At 67.2% G+C, this 21,567-nt stretch carries 19 protein-coding genes; 10 read left to right on the forward strand and 9 right to left on the reverse strand.

Going from position 1 to position 21,567, the window contains the following annotated elements:
• Nucleotides 1–121 precede the first annotated feature (121 nt).
• The 4 genes from ABID77_RS11390 to ABID77_RS11405 form a co-directional block, all read right to left on the reverse strand.
• Entirely contained in the window at nt 122–1,426 is a 1,305-nt protein-coding gene (locus tag ABID77_RS11390; RefSeq protein WP_429595339.1) for a replication-associated recombination protein A, read from the reverse strand.
• Between the two features lie 83 nt (nt 1,427–1,509).
• Nucleotides 1,510–2,142 carry an outer membrane lipoprotein chaperone LolA gene (gene lolA / locus ABID77_RS11395; protein ID WP_429595342.1) on the reverse strand — a complete coding sequence of 211 codons (633 nt, stop codon included), beginning with the start codon at nt 2,140–2,142 and terminating at the stop codon, nt 1,510–1,512.
• A 19-nt stretch (nt 2,143–2,161) separates the two neighbouring features.
• Nucleotides 2,162–4,648 carry a DNA translocase FtsK 4TM domain-containing protein gene (locus tag ABID77_RS11400; protein WP_429595345.1) on the reverse strand — a complete coding sequence of 829 codons (2,487 nt, stop codon included), beginning with the start codon at nt 4,646–4,648 and terminating at the stop codon, nt 2,162–2,164.
• Between the two features lie 103 nt (nt 4,649–4,751).
• Entirely contained in the window at nt 4,752–5,426 is a 675-nt protein-coding gene (locus tag ABID77_RS11405; RefSeq protein WP_429595348.1) for a Crp/Fnr family transcriptional regulator, read from the reverse strand.
• Nucleotides 5,427–5,585: 159 nt separating this feature from the next.
• Between ABID77_RS11405 and trxB the strand changes: the two genes are divergently transcribed.
• The 3 genes from trxB to rpmG all read left to right on the forward strand — a co-directional run bounded on the left by trxB (nt 5,586) and on the right by rpmG (nt 7,109).
• A complete protein-coding gene (gene trxB, locus ABID77_RS11410) occupies nt 5,586–6,545 on the forward strand; it encodes a thioredoxin-disulfide reductase (RefSeq protein ID WP_429596132.1) in 960 nt (319 codons plus the stop codon).
• Between the two features lie 145 nt (nt 6,546–6,690).
• Nucleotides 6,691–6,924, forward strand: a complete 234-nt coding sequence (gene rpmB / locus ABID77_RS11415) for a 50S ribosomal protein L28 (protein ID WP_028251282.1) — start codon at nt 6,691–6,693, stop codon at nt 6,922–6,924.
• A gap of 11 nt (nt 6,925–6,935) precedes the next feature.
• Complete coding sequence (rpmG, locus tag ABID77_RS11420; protein WP_296306076.1) at nt 6,936–7,109, forward strand: 50S ribosomal protein L33; 174 nt, start codon at nt 6,936–6,938, stop codon at nt 7,107–7,109.
• 197 nt (nt 7,110–7,306) lie between these two features.
• On the opposite strand, the gene ABID77_RS11425 is transcribed toward rpmG, so the two are convergent.
• The gene (locus ABID77_RS11425) at nt 7,307–8,521 is read right to left on the reverse strand and encodes a DesA family fatty acid desaturase (RefSeq protein ID WP_429595351.1); all 1,215 of its coding nucleotides are present in this window, start codon (nt 8,519–8,521) and stop codon (nt 7,307–7,309) included.
• Between the two features lie 131 nt (nt 8,522–8,652).
• A complete protein-coding gene (locus ABID77_RS11430; protein ID WP_429595354.1) occupies nt 8,653–9,924 on the reverse strand; it encodes an RsmB/NOP family class I SAM-dependent RNA methyltransferase in 1,272 nt (423 codons plus the stop codon).
• 89 nt (nt 9,925–10,013) lie between these two features.
• Here ABID77_RS11430 and ABID77_RS11435 point away from each other — a divergent pair, with 89 nt between their 5' ends.
• Complete coding sequence (locus ABID77_RS11435; protein ID WP_429595357.1) at nt 10,014–10,250, forward strand: DUF1653 domain-containing protein; 237 nt, start codon at nt 10,014–10,016, stop codon at nt 10,248–10,250.
• A 13-nt stretch (nt 10,251–10,263) separates the two neighbouring features.
• On the opposite strand, the gene purN is transcribed toward ABID77_RS11435, so the two are convergent.
• Nucleotides 10,264–10,851 carry a phosphoribosylglycinamide formyltransferase gene (gene purN / locus ABID77_RS11440; RefSeq protein ID WP_429595360.1) on the reverse strand — a complete coding sequence of 196 codons (588 nt, stop codon included), beginning with the start codon at nt 10,849–10,851 and terminating at the stop codon, nt 10,264–10,266.
• Between the two features lie 129 nt (nt 10,852–10,980).
• Between purN and ABID77_RS11445 the strand changes: the two genes are divergently transcribed.
• Together ABID77_RS11445 and ABID77_RS11450 are read left to right on the forward strand one after the other, a co-directional pair.
• The gene (locus ABID77_RS11445) at nt 10,981–12,162 is read left to right on the forward strand and encodes an acyl-CoA dehydrogenase family protein (protein WP_429595363.1); all 1,182 of its coding nucleotides are present in this window, start codon (nt 10,981–10,983) and stop codon (nt 12,160–12,162) included.
• Between the two features lie 10 nt (nt 12,163–12,172).
• Nucleotides 12,173–13,285, forward strand: coding sequence for an acyl-CoA dehydrogenase family protein (locus ABID77_RS11450; RefSeq protein WP_429595365.1), 1,113 nt, complete (start codon nt 12,173–12,175; stop codon nt 13,283–13,285).
• 129 nt (nt 13,286–13,414) lie between these two features.
• On the opposite strand, the gene ABID77_RS11455 is transcribed toward ABID77_RS11450, so the two are convergent.
• The gene (locus tag ABID77_RS11455) at nt 13,415–13,972 is read right to left on the reverse strand and encodes an HNH endonuclease (RefSeq protein WP_429595368.1); all 558 of its coding nucleotides are present in this window, start codon (nt 13,970–13,972) and stop codon (nt 13,415–13,417) included.
• Nucleotides 13,973–14,148: 176 nt separating this feature from the next.
• Here ABID77_RS11455 and ABID77_RS11460 point away from each other — a divergent pair, with 176 nt between their 5' ends.
• From ABID77_RS11460 to ABID77_RS11475, 4 genes are all read left to right on the forward strand, one after another.
• Nucleotides 14,149–15,210: a bifunctional riboflavin kinase/FAD synthetase gene (locus ABID77_RS11460; protein WP_429595371.1), complete on the forward strand. Its 1,062-nt coding sequence runs from the start codon at nt 14,149–14,151 to the stop codon at nt 15,208–15,210.
• A gap of 143 nt (nt 15,211–15,353) precedes the next feature.
• A complete protein-coding gene (gene ileS / locus ABID77_RS11465; RefSeq protein WP_429595374.1) occupies nt 15,354–18,203 on the forward strand; it encodes an isoleucine--tRNA ligase in 2,850 nt (949 codons plus the stop codon).
• Nucleotides 18,200–18,742, forward strand: a complete 543-nt coding sequence (gene lspA, locus ABID77_RS11470) for a signal peptidase II (RefSeq protein ID WP_429596135.1) — start codon at nt 18,200–18,202, stop codon at nt 18,740–18,742. Before ileS ends, lspA begins: the two co-directional genes overlap by 4 nt.
• Nucleotides 18,743–18,825: 83 nt before the next feature.
• Complete coding sequence (locus ABID77_RS11475) at nt 18,826–20,487, forward strand: Na/Pi cotransporter family protein (RefSeq protein WP_429595378.1); 1,662 nt, start codon at nt 18,826–18,828, stop codon at nt 20,485–20,487.
• A gap of 7 nt (nt 20,488–20,494) precedes the next feature.
• On the opposite strand, the gene ABID77_RS11480 is transcribed toward ABID77_RS11475, so the two are convergent.
• Complete coding sequence (locus ABID77_RS11480; protein ID WP_429595380.1) at nt 20,495–21,565, reverse strand: bile acid:sodium symporter family protein; 1,071 nt, start codon at nt 21,563–21,565, stop codon at nt 20,495–20,497.
• Nucleotides 21,566–21,567: the final 2 nt, after the last annotated feature.

A 21,567-nucleotide genomic window follows, 5' to 3' on the forward strand; every position in this document is an offset into this window, starting at 1 on the left:
CCAGCATGTGTCGCTCGGCGGATTCAAGGGCGGCATTGTAGGCATGCCGATGACCCGTCGTGGTGCATGTTCGACGGGGGTTTACCCCCGCGGGCCGCGCCGAGCGGCACGTGTCGCGCCCTCAATCGTCGCCGGCGTCCCGATCCCATTGCCGCAATTGCGCGAGTTTCTCGCCGATCCTGATCTCCAGGCCGCGTGGCACGGGCCGGTACCAGCGGGGTTCGGCAATGCCTTCCGGGAGGTAGGTTTCGCCCGCGGCGTAGGCATTGGGTTCGTCGTGCGCGTAGCGGTAGTCGTGGCCGTGGCCCAGTTCCTTCATGAGCTTCGTCGGGGCGTTGCGCAGATGCACGGGCACTTCGCGGCTCCTGTCCTTCTTCACGAAGGCGCGAGCCTCGTTGTAGGCGTTGTAGCCGGCATTGCTCTTGGCGGCGACCGCCAGGTAGATCACGGCCTGTCCCAAGGCCAGTTCGCCTTCGGGGCTGCCCAGACGTTCATAGGTCAGCGCCGCGTCGTTGGCGATCTGCAGGGCCTTCGGGTCGGCGAGGCCGATGTCCTCCCATGCCATGCGGACGATCCGCCGCGACAGGTAGCGGGCATCGGCGCCACCGTCGAGCATCCGGGTCAGCCAGTAGAGCGCGGCATCGGGATGGGAGCCGCGCACGGATTTGTGCAGGGCCGAGATCTGGTCGTAGAAATTGTCTCCGCCCTTGTCGAAGCGCCGGCCGTTCAGAGTCAGCGCGTTCTGCAGGAACTCGGCCGTGATCGCGGTGACGCCGGAGGTCTTTGCCGCGGTGTGGGCCTGCTCCAGCAGGTTCAGGAACCGCCGGGCATCGCCGTCCGCATAGCCGATCAGGGTGTCCCGGGCCCGCTCGTCGAACCGGAGATCGCCGAGCGCCTCCTCCTGCGCCCGCTCCAGCAATTGCTTCAATTCCTCGTCCGTGAGCGACTTCAGCACATAGACCTGCGCCCGCGACAGCAGCGCCGAGTTCACTTCGAAGGAGGGGTTCTCGGTGGTCGCGCCGATGAAGGTCACCAGGCCGCTTTCCGCATAGGGCAGGAGCGCGTCCTGCTGGGACTTGTTGAATCGGTGGATCTCGTCCACGAACAGGAGGGTGTGCTTGCCCAGGGCCAAGTTCTGCTGCGCCTGCTCCATAGCCGCCCGGATGTCCTTGACACCGGAGAACACCGCCGACAGGGCAATGAACTCGCAGCGAAAGGCCGAGGCCGTCAGCCGCGCCAGGGTCGTCTTTCCCACGCCCGGCGGTCCCCAGAAGATCATGGAGTGCGGCTTGCCCGACTGGAAGGCCAAGCGCAGCGGTTTGCCCTCTCCCAGCAGGTGCGACTGCCCGACCACGTCGTCGAGCGTCTTGGGGCGAAGCGCCTCGGCGAGCGGCGCGACGGGCTCCTGGGAAAACAGATCGGGCATGGCTTCCTTCTACACACGGCGGCCTGTTCGACCTGGACTTTGGCCATCGGGTCCGGGAACCGGCGGCCGGACTATCGATCGCCCTACTGCTTGAGCACGTCGGCACCCACGGGCGCCTTGAACGCGAAGGTGGAGGCACCGAACACCGGATTGGTTTCCACCTTGCCGAACTTCAGCACCGAACGCTGGCCGAAGCTGTCGAGGATCTCGAGCGCTGCGAGCGTATTGCCCTGGAAGCCGACCTCGATGCTCTGCAGCTGGCCGTCGCGTGCCAGCGGTGTCGCCCTGACCCACTGCAGACCATCGCGCACGGGCGCCGATTCGAGTTTGAAGTCGGCCTGCAGCGCGCGCAGATCGGGCGCCGCGGCGATCAACGCGGCCGGCGTCGAACCCAGCGCTTGCGCCTGCGATCGCTGCGTCACCTGATTGAGTTCGGCGTCGTGGAGCCAGAGCGTCTGGCCGTCGGCCACGATGGTCTGGGCGAAGGGCTTGCGATAGTCGAACTTGAATTTGCCCGGGCGCTGGAATTCGAAGGTGCCGCTCGACGTCTTCACGCGTCCGGGCTGGCCCTCCCGCGACGGCGCGGTGACGGTCTGGGTGAAATCGGCGCGGCCGGACTTCACCTCGCGCACGAACGCCTCCAGGCTCTGCAGGCCGTCGGCCCAGGCGCCTGCAGCAGACGCGGCGATCGCCAGAGCGATCAGGATCTTCTTCATCTTCGATGTTTCCGTGTGTCTATTCGGCGCGCGCGGGCACCAGGATCTCGCGCTGGCCGGCGCCGCTCATGGGGCTGACCAGCCCGGCCTTCTCCATGTCCTCGACCAGCCGCGCGGCGCGGTTGTAGCCGATCTTCAGGTGGCGCTGCACGAGCGAGATGCTCGCCTTGCGGTTCTTGAGCACGACCTCGACCGCCTGGTCGTACATCGGATCCTTCTCGCCGTCGCCACCCTCGCCCGATAGATCGCCGTCGCTGTCGACGGTTCCCCCCTCCAGCACGCCTTCGATGTAATCGGGTTCGCCCTGCGATTTCAGATAGGCCACCACGCGGTGCACCTCCTCGTCGCTCACGAAGGCACCGTGGACGCGGATCGGCAGGCCGGTGCCGCTGGGCATGTAGAGCATGTCGCCCATGCCCAGCAGCGCCTCGGCGCCCATCTGGTCGAGGATGGTGCGGCTGTCGATCTTGCTGGAGACCTGGAACGCGATGCGCGTCGGGATGTTGGCCTTGATGAGGCCGGTGATCACGTCCACGCTGGGTCGCTGGGTCGCCAGGATGAGGTGGATGCCCGCCGCGCGCGCCTTCTGCGCCAGGCGGGCGATCAGCTCCTCGATCTTCTTGCCCACCACCATCATCAGGTCGGCCAGTTCGTCGATGACCACCACGATGTGCGGCTCGCGCTTGAGCGGCTCGGGATCGTCCGGCGTCAGGCTGAAGGGGTTGTAGATGAACTCCTCGCGCGCCTTGGCCTCGTCGATCTTGGTGTTGTAGCCGGCCAGGTTGCGCACGCCCAGCTTGCTCATGAGCTTGTAGCGGCGCTCCATCTCGGCCACGCACCAGTTCAGGCCGTGGGCCGCCTGCCGCATGTCGGTGACCACCGGCGCGAGCAGGTGCGGGATGCCCTCGTAGACCGACATCTCCAGCATCTTCGGATCGATCATGAGCAGCCGCACGTCGCGCGCCTCGGCCTTGTAGAGCAGGCTCAGGATCATGGCGTTGATGCCCACCGACTTGCCCGAACCGGTCGTGCCGGCCACCAGCACGTGCGGCATCTTCGCGAGGTCGGCCACCACCGGGTTGCCCACGATGTCCTTGCCCAGGCCCATCGTCAGCATCGACTTGCCGTCGTTGTAGACCTGCGAGCCCAGGATCTCGCTCAGGCGGATCGACTGCCGCTTGGCGTTGGGCAGTTCGAGCGCCATGTAGTTCTTGCCGGGGATCGTCTCGACCACCCGGATCGACACCAGCGACAGAGAGCGTGCCAAGTCCTTCGCGAGTCCGACGATCTGCGAGCCCTTCACGCCCGTGGCGGGTTCGATCTCGTAGCGCGTGATCACCGGTCCGGGCGAGGCGAGCACCACGCGCACCTCGACGCCGAAATCCTTGAGCTTCTTCTCGATCATGCGGGAGGTCATCTCCAGCGTGTCGGAGGAGACGGTCTCCTGGCGCAGCTGCGGCGCGTCGAGCAGGTCCACGCGTGGCAGCTTGCCTTCGCCATGCTCGCGCGGCACGGCCGAAGCGGCGGCCACGGACGACACGGGCTTCGGGCTCTCCTTGACGACGCGCTCGTTGCGAACCGCTTCGGTCACCGCGGGTTGACCCGGCGTCGGGACGGGTGCCGAGACAGTTGCCGTGCGCTTGACGCTGGCCCGTGGCGCCGCTGCCTCCACGGGCGTAGGGACTTCGGCGCTCGTCCGGGCCGTGGGCCGCGACGGGACGAAGTCGTCCATCGTCGGCTCGCTGACGCGCGCTGCGGGGGCGGACGTCTCGGCGCCTGCCTCCCGCTCGCGCACGGCGCGCCGGCCCATCGCCAGGTCCTCGGCGATCTCGCGCTTCTCGCGACGCGATTCGAACAGCGAGAACACGCGCGAGCCGAGCCGCTCGGCCACCTGCGCCCATGAAAAGCGGAACACCAGCGCCGATCCGACGACGCCGGCGGCGATGGCGATCAGCGCCGAGCCGGTGAATCCGATCCACTTCACGCTCATCGGACCGACGAAATAGCCAAGAACGCCGCCGCCGTGCCCGGGCAGGCGGAACTCGAGCCGGTAGAGGCGCGACCATTCGAGCATCGCACTGGCGCACAGAAGCAGCAGCAAGCCGAACCAGAAGGCGAGCCGACCCCGATCGAGACGGCCCCAGGGCGGTGTCTCGACCACCGCCGGCGCCGCTTCGCCACCACGCAACCAGCCGGCGAGCGACGACAGCCAGACGCGCGCACCGGCGACCAGGCACCACCAGATCGAGTAGCCGGCGAGGAAATAGCTGCCGTCGGCGATCCAGGCACCGATGCGTCCGCCCCAGTTCTTGACCTCGCCTCCCGTGCCCGAGGTCGACCACGCGGCGTCCGAGGGCGTGAAGCTGAGCATCGAGATCAGCCAGAAAAGAAGCACCACGAAACCGGCGATCAGGGTGATCTCCTGCGCGAAGCGCATCGCGCGCAGGCGGACCGGTGGCGGTGTGGAAGCGTTGGGAGTCTGGAGAGAGTTCAGCGAGTAAGTCATGAAAACGTGGTCTGGCCCGCGATCCAGGCCGTCGACGCACCGAGCCTACAACGGAAAAGGTGTCGCGCGAGCGCTCGTCGCCGCGACGACCGGGCCTGCGACATCAGGTCAGGGACGACAACCGATCCTTCACGATCATGGATCCATCGGTCTGGGTCTGGACGAAGCCGCGCTCCTCGAGGTCCTTCATGACGCGGCTGACCATCTCCCGCGACGCGCCCACCATCTTCGCCAGATCCTGGCGCGAGATCTTGTCGCGGATCTTGAGGTTGCCCTGGCCATCGTCGACCGCGAATTCGATCAGCGAGCGGGCGACGCGACCGTAGACGTCCATGAGCGCCAGCGATTCGATCTTGCGGTCGGCATGGCGCAGGCGCTGCACGAGTCCGCGCATGATGTTGTACGACATCGAGGCGTTCTCCGGCAGGCATCGGCCGAATGCCTCGCGCGCCAGGACCAGCACGTCGGTCTGGATCTCGGTCCTGACGGTGGCGGAATGCGGCTCGTCGTCGATCAAACTCATCTCACCGAGATAGTCGCCCTGCTGCAGGGTCGCCAGGATGACTTCGCGGCCTCGGGTGTCCGTGCTCATCACGCGGGCTCTCCCGGTCAGGATGATGTAGAGGGCGTCCGATTTCTTGCCCTGCTCGACGATCACCTCGGACCGCTTGAATCTCTTCTTGACGATCGCATCTGCGATGCTCGCCGACTGGGCCGGCGTGAGCGCGGAGAACAGCGGAACGCGCCTGAGCAATTCAAGATTGGACAGCATGGACATCTTCGAATCCCGGAGAGCGCGCCATTGGAGAACTTATTGCTTAAATACAATTGCGCGCATTGAAAACGTCCCTGATGAGAGACGGCCTTGAAGGTGATACTTTCATGTTCACCACCGGAAAATATACACGCTGATACAGCAAATTTTGGGTTTTTAGGTATGTCAAATAAACAACACGCACAAGTTCTGATATTGGGTTCGGGTCCGGCCGGATATACCGCGGCGGTCTATGCCGCCCGCGCCAATCTCAAGCCGCTGCTCATCACGGGGATGGCGCAGGGTGGGCAGCTCATGACGACCACCGAGGTCGACAATTGGCCGGCCGACGTGCAGGGTGTGCAGGGTCCGGAACTCATGCAGCGTTTTCTCGAACATGCCGAGCGGTTCAAGACCCAGGTCGTCTTCGATCACATCAGCCAGGTCGACTTCGGCCAGCGCCCGTTCACGCTCACCGGCGACAGCGGGACCTACACCTGCGACGCGCTGATCATCGCCACCGGCGCATCGGCCAAGTACCTGGGACTCGAATCCGAACAGCACTTCATGGGGCGTGGCGTCTCGGGCTGCGCGACCTGCGACGGCTTCTTCTACCGCGAGCAGGAGGTCTGCGTGATCGGCGGCGGCAACACGGCCGTCGAGGAAGCGCTGTACCTGTCCAACATCGCCAGCAAGGTTACCCTGGTACATCGGCGCGACAGGTTCAAGGCCGAGCCGATCCTGGTCGACAAGCTGCACGAGAAGGTCGAGGAGGGAAAGATCGTCCTGAAGACGCACAACGTGCTCGACGAGGTGCTGGGCGACGACTCCGGCGTCACCGGCATCCGGTTGAAGCACGTCGACACCGGCGCTACGGAACAGCTCGATCTCAAGGGCTGCTTCATCGCCATCGGCCATCATCCGAACACCGACATCTTCCAAGGCCAACTGGAGATGAAGGATGGTTACATCGTCACACGCTCCGGTCTGAAGGGCCTCGCGACCATGACCAGCGTCGAGGGTGTGTTCGCGGCGGGAGACGTGCAGGACAACATCTACCGTCAGGCCATCACGAGCGCCGGCACCGGCTGCATGGCGGCGCTGGACGCGCAGCGCTATCTTGAAACCAACGGCACGCTATAATCGCAGGCTTTGCCGAACAAGGGGCTGTCTCGCAGCCCGCGGCAGAGCCGGGGTACCGCCACCCGTTTTCATGGCGAGGTCAAGCTGCAAAACGTCCACGCCCACGGCGACCCGGACGCCAGCTGTTCCAAGAAAGAGTGTCCACATGGCACGCGTCTGCGAAGTCACGGGCAAAGGCCCGATGGTGGGAAACAACGTTTCCCACGCCAACAACAAAACCAAGCGCCGGTTCCTGCCGAACCTGCAATACCGCCGTTTCTGGGTCGAGACTGAAAACCGCTGGGTTCGCCTGCGGGTTTCGAGCGCTGCACTGCGCCTGATCGACAAGAACGGCATCGATGCCGTGCTCGCAGACCTGCGCGCACGCGGCCAAGCTTAAGGAGCACGATCATGGCAACGAGCAAAGGCGGACGCGAGAAGATCAAGCTGGAATCCACCGCGGGTACCGGCCATTTCTACACCACCAGCAAGAACAAGAAGACGACGCCCGAGAAGCTGTCGATCATGAAGTTCGACCCGAAGGCGCGCAAGCACGTCGAATACAAGGAAATCAAGCTGAAGTGATTCAGATTTGATTTTCCGCGAGGCGATTTGATCGCTTCGACATGAAACCCCGCTGCATTCCGCAGCGGGGTTTTTTCATGCCTGGGTGCTTCTTTCGCATACCGATGCGGAGCCACGAACAGACGTAAAAAAACCGACCTTCTCAGGTCGGTTTTCATCTTGGCGATCGATCGGCAACAGCCGATCGACGAACCCGATCAGGCCCGTGCCGCGCGCAGTCGCGTGGAGAACTCGCGCAGGCCGGCGATACCGCTGGCTTCCGCACGGTGACACCAGGCCGCCAGATCCGATGCCAGTTGCTCGCGCGAATGCGAGGTGTTGAGCCACAGCTGACGCAGTTCCTCGCGCATCGTGACCATCTTGTCGAGCACGGGGTGCGCGGCGCGTGCCTGGACGACGTGCGTGCGGGCCGCGGCCGGCACCTTGTCGTCGTCGCGATGGAGCCACTGCTTGGCCGCCTTCAGCACCGACAGGTCGGCACCCTTCGCCTTGAGCTGGGCCAGTTCGTCGCGGGTCGTACGGCGCATCTCGCGTGCGAACCCGGCCATGACCTCGTAGCGGTTGGCGATCACGGCTTCCAGGGTCTTCTCGTCCGCGACAGGCTGGACGTCACCCATCAGCATCTTCGGCGGCAGCTTCTTGACCTTGGCCCAGCCGATCTTCTGCATCAGGCTGATGTAGACCCAGCCGATGTCGAACTCGTACTTCTTGACCGAGAACTTGGCCGAGGTCGGGTAGGTGTGGTGGTTGTTGTGCAGTTCCTCGCCGCCGATGATGATGCCCCAGGGAATCAGGTTGGTGCTGGCGTCGGTCGCCTCGAAATTGCGATAGCCCCAGAAATGGCCGATGCCGTTGACCACGCCCGCTGCCCAGAACGGAATCCAGACCATCTGCACGGCCCAGACGGCCAAGCCGATGGCGCCGAACATCGCCACGTTCAGGATCATCATCAGGCCCACGCCCTGCCAGCTGTAGCGCGAGTACAGGTTGCGCTCGATCCAGTCGTTGGGCGTGCCGTGGCCGAAGCGCTCGACGGTGTCCTTGTTCTTGGACTCCTTGCGATAGAGCTCGGCACCGCGCCACATGACCTCGTCGAAGCCCTTGACCTGCGGGCTGTGCGGATCGTCCACGGTCTCGCACTTCGCATGGTGCTTGCGGTGGATGGCGACCCATTCCTTCGTGACCATGCCGGTTCCCAGCCAGAGCCAGAAGCGGAAGAAGTGCGACGGGATCGGACCCAGTTCCATGGCCCGGTGCGTCTGCGTGCGGTGCAGGAAGATCGTGACCGCCGCGATCGTGATGTGGGTGGTCACCAGCGTGTAGAGGACGATCTGCCACCACGTGAGGTCCCACATGCCATGGGCGAGCCAGTCGACAGCCGCGTTCAACACGGCAGAGTCAGGAAGGAACATTGAGTCAGGTACTCCATTACCACACGAAGGTGCAGTTCCAAGGGGAACCGAGGATTTTAAAGGTTAGCCCCTCGGAGAAGCGCTAAAGCCTTGATCAATCGGGCTTTTGCCGTTGTTTTGGAGCGTACGGACTACTTGCGGTTCCACACGGCGGCGAAAAACCCGTCGGTCGCGTGGCGATGCGGCCACAGCCGCAGGTAACGCCTGCCATCCTCGCCGCCCGCGCAGAGCCGTCCCGCGTCCTCGACCTTCAGGCCCTCGAGCAGGTCGCCAGCCTCCTGGAGGACGAAGTCCGGATTCGCCGCGCCGAACGCCTCCGCGATGGCCTCGTTCTCCTCCGGCAGCACGCTGCAGGTCGCGTAGACCAGACGTCCGCCGGATTTCACCAGCCGCGCGGCACTCTGCAGGATGGCCGTCTGCTTCGCGGTCAGTTCGTCGACCGACTTCTGGGACTGGCGCCATTTCAGGTCCGGATTGCGCCGCAGCGTGCCCAGGCCGGAGCACGGCGCGTCGACCAGCACGCGGTCGATCTTGCCGGCCAGACGCTTGATGCGCTCGTCGCGCTCGTGCGCGATGGCCGCCGGATGCACGTTCGACAGCTTGCTGCGCGCGAGCCGTGGCTTGAGCGCGTCGAGCCGATGGGCCGAGGTGTCGAAGGCGTAGAGCCGGCCCGTGTTGCGCATGGTGGCGCCGATGGCCAGCGTCTTGCCGCCCGCGCCGGCGCAGAAATCGACCACCATCTCGCCACGCTTCGCGTCCAGCAGCAGGGCGAGCAGCTGCGAGCCCTCGTCCTGCACCTCGACGGCACCGCGCGCGAAGGCATCGAGCTTCGTCAGCGCCGGTTTGCCGTCGATGCGCAGGCCCCAGGGAGAGAACGGCGTGGCGACCGCCTTGATGCCGGCCAGGGACAGTTCCTTCTGCACGTCGGCGCGCTTGTCGTGGAGCGTGTTGACGCGCAGATCGAGCGGCGCGGACTGCTGCAGGCTCCCGACCAGCGGCCAGAACTCGTCGCCGAGCTGTGCTTTCAGGGGCTTGACCAGCCACTCGGGCAGGTTGTGGCGATGGCGCTCCAGCAGGTCGCTCTCGCCGACGGCGTCGCAGTTGTCCAGCCAGCGCTTCTCGACGTCGTTAAGGGCGCTCTTGAGGAAATCGCGCGGGCCGTGGAAGCCCAGGATGGCCATGCGCCGCTCCTTCGAGCCCGTGCCCGAGGGCGACAGATGATCGAACAGCAGCTTCTTGCGCAGCACGGTGTAGACCGTCTCGGCCAGGGTGGCGCGTTCGCGGGGACCGAACTCGCGGTGATCGCGGAAGAAGCGCGAGACCACCTGGTCGGCGGGATGATCGAATTTCAGGACGAGGCCGACCAGATCGGCGCTCGCCTCCAACAGGGCTTTGGGATGCATGCGGGCGATTGTCTCAGCCGGGGACCGCCGGCCCGGGACAATGCCGCGGCGATCTCCCAGAAACCATCTTGCTTCCACCCTGCCCCGCCATGACCGACGACGACCTCCCGCCCCTCATCGAGACCCCGCCCGGCCTCTACCGCCATCACAAGGGCGGCGAATACGAAGTGATCGGCACCGTGCGCCACAGCGAGACCCTGGAGCCGATGACGCTCTACCGCGCGCTCTACGGTCAGCGCGGCCTGTGGGTGCGTCCCGCCGCGATGTTCAACGAGACGGTGGCGATCAACGGCGTGGCGCGGCCGCGCTTCCTGAAGATCGTCTGAGGGACGGCGGCGTCTAGCGCCGGGCGCCGAGCCAGCCGGCGATCGCGCGCGGGTAGAGCCGGTGCTCCTGGCTGAGCACGCGTGCGGCCAGCACGGCCTCGGTGTCCCCGGGCAGCACGGGCACGACGGCTTGGTCGAGGATCGGACCGTGGTCGAGCTCGGCCGTCACCTGGTGCACCGTGACGCCCGCGACACGGCAGCCGGCCTCGATGGCGCGGCGGTGCGTGTGCAGCCCCGGGAACGCTGGCAAGAGCGAGGGATGGATGTTCAGCAGCCGTCCTTCGTAACGCGCGACGAAGCCCGGCGTCAGGATGCGCATGAAGCCCGCGAGCACGACCAGCGACGGGACGTGCGCGTCGATCGCCTCGGCCAGCGCGGCGTCGAATGCCTCGCGCGTGGCGAAATCCCTGTGCGGCACGACGGCGGTCGCGATGCCCCGCGCCTGCGCGAAAGCGAGCCCGCCGGCGTCGGCCTTGTTGCTGACGACGGCGACCACGCGCGCGTCGAAACGCTCGGCCCAGCGGTCGGCGGCGGCGGCGCGCACGATGGCGGCCATGTTGGAGCCGGTGCCGGAGATGAGGATGACGATGTTGTGCTTCATGGGAGCGCCGGATTATCCGTGTCGCTGCGAGGACATCGCGAAGGCGCACGACCGTGCTAAAACCTTTGGTTCCGGAGACACGCCGCACCGCCCTCCCCGGGCGGCGGCAACACCCACAGCGAGGCACGCATGGATTTGAGCTTCACCCCCGAAGAGCAGGCGTTTCGAGAAGAGATCCGCGCCTGGGTCAAGGACCACCTTCCGGCCGACATTTCGCACAAGGTGCACAACGCCCTCGAACTCACGCGCGAGGATCACCAGCGCTGGGCCAGGATCCTGGGCAAGAAGGGCTGGCTGGGCTACGGCTGGCCCAAGGAGTTCGGCGGCCCGGGCTGGACCTCGATCCAGCGCCACCTCTTCGAGGAGGAGACCGCCCTGGCCGGCGCCCCGCGCATCATCCCCTTCGGCCCGGTGATGGTGGCTCCGGTGATCCAGGCCTTCGGCAACGCCGAGCAGCAGCAGCGCTTCCTGCCGGGCATCGCCAGCGGCGAGGTCTGGTGGAGCCAGGGCTACAGCGAGCCGGGCTCGGGCTCCGACCTCGCCTCGGTCAAGACCCGGGCCGAGCGTCAGGGCGACAAGTACATCGTCAACGGCCAGAAGACCTGGACCACCCTCGGCCAGTACGGCGAATGGATCTTCTGCCTGGTGCGCACCAGCAACGAGGGCAAGCCGCAGACCGGCATCAGCTTCCTGCTGATCGACATGAAGTCGCCGGGCGTCACGGTGCGCCCGATCAAGCTGATGGACGGCGGCGTCGAGGTCAACGAGGTCTGGTTCGACAACGTCGAGGTGCCGGCGAACAACCTGATCGGCGAGGAGAACAAGGGCTGGACCTACGCCAAGCACCTGCTGAGCCACGAGCGCACCAACATCGCCGACGTCAATCGCGCCAAGCGTGAACTCGAGCGCCTGAAACGCATCGCCAGGAGCGAGGGCGTCTGGGACGACCTTCGCTTCCGCGACGAGATCGCCAAGCTCGAGGTCGACGTGGTGGCGCTGGAGATGCTGGTGCTGCGCGTGCTCGCGGCTTCGACCTCGGGCAAGAACTCGCTCGACATCGCCGGCCTGCTCAAGATCAAGGGCAGCGAGATCCAGCAGCGCTACAGCGAACTCATGATGCTCGCCGGCGGCCCGTACGCGCTGCCGCTGGTGCGCGAGGCCATGGAAGCCGGCTGGCAGGGCGACTTTCCCGGCGGCGACGCCGGCCTGGCGCCGCTCGCCTCGACCTACTTCAACATGCGCAAGACCACCATCTACGGTGGTTCCAACGAAGTGCAGCGCAACATCGTCGCGCAAACCGTCCTGGGCTGAGGAGACACACATGGATTTCGATTTTTCCGACGACCAGGAACAGCTGCGCGACGCGGTGCGCAAGTGGGTCGACAAGGGTTACGACTTCGAGCGCCGCCGGCGCATCGAGGCCGCCGGCGGCTTCTCGCGCGAGGCCTGGGACGAACTCGCCGCCCTGGGCCTGGGCGGCCTCTACATCGCCGAGGACGACGGCGGCCTGGGCATGGGCCCGGTGGCCGGCATGGTGGTGATGGAGGAGCTCGGCCGCGGCATCGTCGCCGAGCCGTTCGCGCAGGTGCTGATCGCCGGCGCGGTGCTCGGCGCTCACGCCGACGCCGACCTCAAGGGCGACTGGCTGCCGCGCATCGCGGGCGGCGAGGCGCTGGTCGTGCTGGCGCACCAGGAACGCAAGGCGCGCTATCGCCTCGACGTCTGCGAGGCGCGTGCCGAACGGTCGGGCGATTGCTGGACCGTCTCGGGCACCAAGAGCCTGGTGCCGGCCGGCGACGAGGCCGACGCCTTCCTCGTGCCCGCGCAGGCCGATGGCAGGATCGCCCTGTTCCTCGTCGAGCGCGGCGCCGACGGCGTCGAGGCGCGCGGCTACGGCACGCAGGACGGTGCCCGCGCGGCAGAGGTCGTGTTCGACAAGGCCGCGGCGCGCCTCGTCACGACCGACGGCCTGATCGCCCTGGAGCATGCCGTCGACATCGGCATCGCCGCCCTGTGCGCCGAGGCGGTCGGCGTGATGGACAAGACCCTGGCCGTCACGGTCGAGTACATGAACACGCGCAAGCAGTTCAACGTGACCATCGCCAGCTTCCAGGCCCTGCGCCATCGCGTGGCCGACATGAAGATGCAGCTCGAACTCGCCCGCTCGATGAGCTACTACGCGAGCCTGAAGCTGGACGCGCCCGCCGACGAACGCCGCCTGGCGATCGCCCGCGCCAAGTACCAGCTGGGCGTGTCCATGCGCTTCATCAGCCAGCAGGCGGTGCAGTTGCACGGCGGCATCGGCGTGACCGACGAGTACATCGTGAGCCATTACTTCCGGCGGCTGACCCAGATGGAGATGACGTACGGTGACACGCTGCATCACCTGGGCGAGGTGTCGGCGCGCATGAAGGACACGGCCGGAGTGTTTTGACCACCCCCAGGCTGCGCGCACTTCGTGTCGCTTCGCCTACCCCCTCACCGGGGGCGACACCAGAGGCCCGGTGAAGCCGGTTCCTCGGTGTCCCTGACCTGCTTTCCCCTGTCTTGATTCAAGCGCTGCTCAGAGGTGCAGCCGCGAGCTGAGCGGCAGGTGCATCATCAGGAACTCCATCTGGTCGGCCAGGATGCGGCGGTTGCGCAGGATGAAGTCCTCCCAGAGGCTGGGCACGTAGGGGGCGTAGAGCAGGGGCATGCCGGCCTGTTCCGGCGTGCGGCTGCTCTTGCGGTGGTTGCAGGGGCGGCACGCCGTGACCACGTTCATCCACACGTCGACACCCTGCTGGGCGAACGGGATGATGTGCTCGCGCGTGAGTTCTTCCTCGTGGAAATGGTCGCCGCAATAGGCGCAGACGTTGCGGTCGCGGGCGAACAGCTTGCTGTTGGTGAGTCCCGGACGCTGAGCGAAGGGATTGATGCGCGGCACGCCCTTGGTGCCGATGATGCTGTTGATCGCGATCTGCGACTGCTGGCCGGTCACGGCGTTGTGGCCGCCGCGGAACAGCGCCACGTGCGCGCCCGACTCCCAGCGCACCTCGTCGGCGGCGTAGTGGAGCACCGCCTGCTCCAGCGAGATCCAGGATTGCGGCAATCCCTGGGCCGACAGCTTCAAGACCTTCACACCACGTCTCCTCGAAAAAGAAGAATCACGCAGGAAGCCGGCGGACGACGCGGCCCTCGTGGGGGACGCCGCTGCCGGGCACTGCGTCACAATATACCGGCTTTGTGACAAATCGCCCTACCCCGTGTCCAAGCCCATGCGACGGGCCTGGCGCGCTATCAAAAACAGATCGATCCATGCAGGTTTTTCGTGGGTTCCGGCATCCCGGCGTGGCACCGGCCTGCGCGCTGACCATCGGCAATTTCGACGGCGTCCACCGTGGTCATCAAGCCATGCTGGCGCTCCTGAACACCGAGGCGCGCCAGCGCGGCCTGCCCAGCTGCGTGCTGACCTTCGAGCCGCATCCGCGCGACTACTTCGCCGCCGTCAACAAGCGGCCCGAGTTCGCGCCCGCGCGCATCGGCACCCTGCGCGACAAGCTCGGCGAACTCGCCGCCTGCGGCGTGGCGCAGACCATCGTGCTGCCCTTCGACGCCCGCCTGGCCGCGCGCACGCCGGACGACTTCATCGACCACGTGCTGCTCGACGGCCTGGGGGCGCGCTACGTGCTGGTGGGCGACGACTTCCGCTTCGGCGCCAGGCGCGCGGGCGACTACGCCATGCTCGACGAGGCCGGCGCGCGCCACGGCTTCGACGTCGCGCGCATGAACAGCTACGAGGTGCACGGCCTGCGCGTCTCCAGTTCCGCCGTGCGCGAGGCGCTGGCCGAGGGCCGCATGGCCGACGCGCAGCGCCTGCTGGGCCGGCCCTACGCCATCTCCGGCCACGTGGTGCACGGACGCAAGCTCGGCCGGACGCTGGGGGCCTCGGCGCCGGGGCGCGACGACGGCTTCCGCACCCTGAACCTGCGCTTCAAGCACTGGAAGCCGGCGGCCGGCGGCATCTTCGCGGTGCTGGTGCACGGCCTGTCGCCGCAGCCGCTCGAAGGCGTGGCCAACCTCGGCGTGCGGCCGTCGCTCGACGCCAACGACGTCAACGCCGGACGCGTGCTGCTGGAGACCCATTGCCTCGACTGGCCCGCCGAACTCGGCCGCGAGGGGGCCTACGGTAAAATCGTCCGCGTGGAACTGCTGCACAAACTGCACGACGAATTGCGCTACACCAGCCTCGAAGCCCTCACCGCGGGCATCGCCAAGGATGGCCGCGACGCGCGGGCGTTCTTCGCCTCGATGCACGCGCAGGCGCAGGCGCAGACCCACGCGGAAACGCATCGGCAGATTACGCGCGACCGAATTTAGCGCCGCACATCCCGCGCCGCCGCCCCGGACGCGCCCGGGGCCGAAGACCGCCCCTCCTTTGCACTCGATCCGCCCCGTTTCCGGGATCGAGCCCGTCGAAGCCCTTCCACGCCCTGCCCCGCATTGCACCGCACCCGCCCACCATGTCCGACGCCGCCTCCACCCCCGACTACCGAGCCACGCTCAACCTGCCCGACACCCCTTTCCCGATGCGCGGCGACATGGCCAAGCGCGAGCCGGGCTGGGTCAAGCAATGGAACGACGAGGGCCGCTACCACCGCCTGCGCGACGCCCGCCACGGCGCGCCCAAGTTCATCCTGCACGACGGCCCGCCCTACGCCAACGGCCAGATCCACATGGGCCACGCCGTCAACAAGATCCTGAAGGACATGATCACCAAGGCGCGGCAGCTGGAAGGCTTCGACGCGCTGTACGTGCCCGGCTGGGACTGCCACGGCCTGCCGATCGAGAACGCCATCGAGAAGAAGCACGGCCGCAACCTCGGACGCGACGACATGCAGGCCCGAAGCCGCGCCTTCGCCACCGAGCAGATCGCCCAGCAGATGGCCGACTTCCAGCGCCTGGGCGTGCTGGGCGAGTGGGACCATCCGTACAAGACGATGGACTTCGCCAACGAGGCGGGCGAGCTGCGCGCCTTCAAGCGCGTGATCGAGCGCGGCTTCGTCTACCGCGGCCTGAAGCCGGTGTACTGGTGCTTCGACTGCGGCTCCTCGCTGGCCGAGTTCGAGATCGAGTACGCCGACAAGAAGTCGCAGACGATCGACGTCGCCTTCAAGGCGCACGAGCGCGAGAAGGTGCTGGCCGCCTTCGGTGCCGACCACCTGATCCTGGGCGACATCTTCGCCGTCATCTGGACCACCACGGCCTGGACCATCCCCGCCAACCAGGCCATCAACCTGAATCCGGAGCTGGATTACTCGCTGGTCGACACCGAGCGCGGCCTGCTGATCCTGGCGACCTCGCTGGTCGAGATGTGCATGACCCGCTACGCGCTCGACGGCCAGGTGCTGGCGACCGTCAAGGGCGAGGCGCTCGGCGGGCTCGAGTTCGAGCATCCGCTCCACGACGTCGACGCGGGCTACCGGCGCCTGTCGCCGATCTACCTGGCCGACTACGCCACCGCCACGGACGGCACCGGTCTGGTCCACTCGTCGCCGGCCTATGGCGTGGACGACTTCAACTCCTGCGTCGCGCACGGCATGGCCTACGACGACATCCTCAACCCGGTGCAGGGCAACGGCGCCTACGCGGCGGAGTTCCCGCTCTTCGGCGGCCAGCACATCTGGAAGGCGGTGCCGGAGATCATCGGCGCGTTGCGCGACGCGCACCGTCTGCTCGCCACCGAGACCATCACCCACAGCTATCCGCACTGCTGGCGCCACAAGACGCCGGTGATCTACCGCGCCGCCGCGCAGTGGTTCATCCGCATGGACGAGGGCGAAGGCGTGTTCACCAAGGACAAGGCGCCGCAGACGCTGCGCCAGACCGCGCTGGCCGCGATCGAGCAGACCAGTTTCTACCCGGAGAACGGCAAGGCGCGCCTGCACGACATGATCGCCAACCGGCCCGACTGGTGCATCTCGCGCCAGCGCAGCTGGGGCGTGCCGATCCCGTTCTTCCTGCACAAGGATTCGGGCGAGCTGCATCCGCGCACCATGGAGATCCTCGACCAGGCCGCCGAGATCATCGAGCGGGGCGGCATCGAGGCCTGGAGCCGCGTGAGCGTGGCCGACATCCTCGGCGCCGAGGATGCGTCCCACTACACCAAGAGCACCGACATCCTGGAGGTCTGGTTCGACTCCGGCTCGACCTTCTTCCACGTCCTGCGCGGCACGCACCCGAACGTCCATCACGACGCCGGCCCCGAGGCCGACCTCTACCTCGAGGGCCACGACCAGCATCGCGGCTGGTTCCATTCGTCGCTGCTGCTGGCCTCGGCGCTCGAGGGCCGGGCGCCCTACCGCGGCCTGCTCACGCATGGCTTCACGGTCGACAGCCAGGGCCGCAAGATGAGCAAGTCGCTGGGCAACGGCATCGACCCGCAGGAGGTCAGCAAGAAGCTGGGCGCGGAGATCATCCGCCTGTGGGTGGCCGCGAGCGACTACTCCGGCGACATTGCGGGCGACGACAAGATCCTCGCGCGCGTGGTGGACGCCTACCGCCGCATCCGCAACACGCTGCGCTTCCTGCTGGCCAACACCAGCGACTTCGACCGCGACCAGGACGCGGTGCCGTTCGACCAGCTGCTGGAGATCGACCGCTACGCGCTCGACCGCGCGGCGCAGTTCCAGGCCGAGATCCTGGCGCACTACCGGGTCTACGAGTTCCACCCGGTGGTGGCCAAGCTGCAGGTCTACTGCTCCGAGGACCTGGGTGCGTTCTATCTCGACGTGCTCAAGGACCGGCTCTACACCACGGCACCGGGCTCGCACGCGCGGCGCAGCGCGCAGACCGCGCTGTGGCACATCACGCAGGCGATGCTGCGCTGGATGGCGCCGTTCCTGAGTTTCACGGCCGAAGAGGCCTGGACGCTGGTGGGCACCGGCTCGCCCGGCGAGTCGATCTTCACGCAGGTCTACGGCGACCTCGGCACACCCGACGAGGCGCGGCTGGCCAAGTGGACGCGCATCCGCGAGATCCGCGACGTGGTCAACAAGGACATCGAGGCGGTGCGCGCCACCGGCCGCGTCGGCTCGTCGCTGCAGGCCAACGTGGTGCTGACGGCGGCGCCGGCCGACCACGCCCTGCTGGCCTCGCTCGGCGACGACCTGAAGTTCGTCTTCATCACCTCCGTCGTCGACCTCGTCGCGGGCGAGGCGCTGGCCACCGAGGTCGTGCCCAGCGCCGACGTCAAGTGCGAGCGCTGCTGGCACTGGCGCGACGACGTCGGCGTCGACCCGGTGCACCCGACGATCTGCGGCCGCTGCACCAGCAACCTGTACGGCGCCGGCGAAGCGCGGAGCGTCGCCTGATGGCCCGCGGCACGACCTCCTCGCGCACCGCCGGCTCGAACCGCGGCGGTGCGTCCTCGGCGTTCTCGTCGGGCGGCATGTGGCCCTGGCTCGGACTGGCGCTGGTGCTGTTCATCCTCGACCAGTTCACCAAGACGCTGATCCTGGGCTACTACCGCCTGGGCGACGCCACCTACGTGACGAGCTTCTTCAACGTCGTGCGCGCCCACAACACCGGCGCCGCCTTCTCGTTCCTGGCCGACCACTCGGGCTGGCAGCGCTGGCTGTTCACCGGCATCGGCGTCGCCGCGGCGGTCTTCATCGTCTGGATGCTGCGCACGCACGCCGGGCAGAAGCTGTTCAGCTTCGCGATGGCCTGCATCCTGGGCGGCGCCATCGGCAACGTGGTCGACCGCATGATGCACGGCTACGTGGTCGACTTCCTCGACTTCCACCTCGCCGGCACGCACTTCCCGGCCTTCAACGTCGCCGACAGCGCCATCACCGTCGGCGCCGTCTGCCTGATCTGGGACGAGGTCCGGCGCGTCCGACGACGTTGACGCATCGGTCCGGCCGGAGACGCGCGGCCGGCCGCCGCACGCGGCGATCCGCTTCGTACCCGGGCGTATAGTCGTCCGCGCACATGAAGCATCTGTTGGATCTGTTGGCGGCCATCGCCCTTCTCGTCTGGGGCACCCACCTCGTTCGCACCGGCGTGCTGCGCGTCTTCGGCGCCAATCTGCGCGTCCTGCTCGCGCGCGGCATGCGCAACCGCTTCACCGCCGCGCTCTCGGGCATCGGGGTGACGGCACTGGTGCAGTCGAGCACCGCGACCTCGCTGATGACCTCGTCCTTCGTCGGCCAGGGGCTCATCGCGCTGCCGGCGGCGCTGGCGGTGATGCGCGGCGCGGACATCGGCACGGCGCTGATGTCGGTGCTGTTCTCGACCGACCTGTCGTGGTTGTCGCCGCTGTTCATCTTCGTCGGCGTGGTGCTCTCGATCACGCGGCCGGCCACCACGGCCGGGCGCTTCGGTCGCGTGCTGATCGGCCTCGGGCTGATGCTGCTGGCCCTGCGGCTGGTGGTGGAGGCCACCGGACCGCTGTTCGAATCGGTCGCCATGCGCGCCGTGCTGACCTCCATCAGCAGCGACGTGCTGCTCGAAGTCACCATTGGCGCGGCCTTCGCCGTGGTGGCCTATTCGAGCCTGGCGGTGGTGCTGCTGGTGGCGGCGATGGCGAGTTCGGCCGTGGTGCCGCTGGACGTCGCCCTGGGCCTGGTGCTGGGCGCCAACCTGGGCAGCGGCGTGCTGGCCGTGCTGACCACCGCCAAGTCCGAGATCGCGGTGCGGCAGGTGACGGTGGGCAACCTGGTCTTCAAGCTGCTGGGCGTGGCAGTAGCCATCCCGCTCATCGATCTGTACCTGTCGCAGGTGCGGCCCTACGTGGCCGACACGACCTTGCTGGTGGTGCTCTACCACCTGGCGTTCAACGCGGTGGTCAGCATCGGCTTCATCGGATTGACCGGCTGGGTCGCCGCCCTGGTTCAGCGCCTGATGCCCGTGCCCAAGCAGTCGGCCGCGACCTCGCGGCCTCAGCACCTCGACCCCTCGGCGCTGTCGACGCCCTCGCTGGCGATCTCCAACGCGGCGCGCGAGGCCCTGCATCAGGCCGACATCGTGGAGACCATGCTGATCGGCATGCTCAACGTCATCCGCCACAACGACCTGCGCCTGGCCGACGAGCTGCGCAAGCTCGACGACACGGTCGACCGGCTCTACTCCGACATCAAGTACTACCTCACCAAGATCTCGCGCGAGGCGCTGGGCGAGGAGGAAAGCAAGCGCTGGACCGACATCATCAGCTTCACCATCAACATGGAGCAGGTCGGCGACATCATCGAGCGCGTGATCATCGACATCGAGGACAAGAAGATCAAGCCGAAGCGCAACTTCTCGCCGGCGGGCATGGCCGAGATCGTCGAGCTGCACGAGCGGCTGGTGGCCAACCTGCGCCTGGGAATGAGCGTGTTCCTCAACGGCAACGTGCGCGACGCCCAGAAGCTGCTGGAGGAGAAGGCGCGCTTCCGCGACCTGGAGCGCGCCTACGCCACCACCCACCTGAGCCGGCTGATGGACCGCACCACGCCGAGCATGGAGACGAGTTCGCTGCACATCGACCTGATCAGCGACCTCAAGCGCATCAACTCGCACATCTGCTCGATCGCCTACCCCATCCTGGATTCGGCCGGCGCCCTGGCGCCCAGCCGCCTGCGCGCCTCGCGGCTGATGCCGCTGGACTCCTGAGGCCGGGTCAGGTCCGGGTCCGCGCCGGAGCGACGGGCGTCGCGGTCGACGCAGCAGCAGCATCAGTGGCAGCCACCGGCGCTGCGAGGACCGCCGTCTCCTCGCCCGCCTCCGGCGGCCGCCGCGCATAGCGTTGCGCCAGCACCGCGCAGACCATCAGTTGCATCTGGTGGAACAGCATCAGCGGCAGCACGATGGCGCCCACCGCCGAGGCGGAGAACAGCACGTGCGCCATCGGGATGCCGCTGGCCAGGCTCTTCTTGGAGCCGCAGAACACGATCGTGATCTCGTCGGCCTTGGAGAAGCCCAGCCGGCGCGCGATCCACGTGGTGAGGGTCAGCGCCAGCGCCAGCAGCACGGCGCACACGCCCAGCAGGCCGGCCAGGGCCTCGGGCGGGACCTGCTTCCACAGGCCCTCGATGACGGCGGCACTGAAGGCGGTGTAGACCACCAGCAGGATCGAGCCGCGGTCGACCAGCGTCAGCACCTTGGCGCGCTTCTTGACCCAGCCGCCGATCAGCGGGCGCATCAGGTGGCCGGCGACGAAGGGCACCATGAGCTGCAGCAGGATGCTGCCGATCGAGTCGAGCGAGGCGGCGGCGCCGGCGCGGTCGGTCGACACCAGCAGCCCCACCAGCAGCGGCGTGATGAACACGCCCAGCAGGGTCGAGGCCGAGGCGCTGCAGACCGCCGCCGGGATGTTGCCGCGCGCCATCGAGGTGAAGGCGATGGCCGACTGCACCGTCGCCGGCAGCACGCACAGGTACATCACGCCGACGTAGAGCGCCGGCGTCACCAGGGGCGAGAGCACCGGCCGCAGCGCCAGCCCCAGCAGCGGGAACAGCGCGAAGGTGCAGGCGAAGATCAGCAGGTGCAGCCGCCAGTGGCCGGCGCCGGCCAGGATCGCCTCGCGCGAGAGCTTGGCGCCGTGCAGGAAGAACAGCAGGCCGATGGCGAAGGTGGTGAGGATCTGGAAGCCCTTGGCCACGTCGCCGGCAGCCGGCAGGAGGCTCGCGGCCACCACGGTGGCGACCAGGGCGAGGGTGAAGTTGTCGGGGAGGAAGCGTGAACGTGCCATGC

Origin of the sequence: Variovorax sp. PvP013 (assembly GCF_050435945.1) — a bacterium.
In the GTDB taxonomy this organism is placed as follows: Bacteria; Pseudomonadota; Gammaproteobacteria; order Burkholderiales; family Burkholderiaceae_C; genus Variovorax.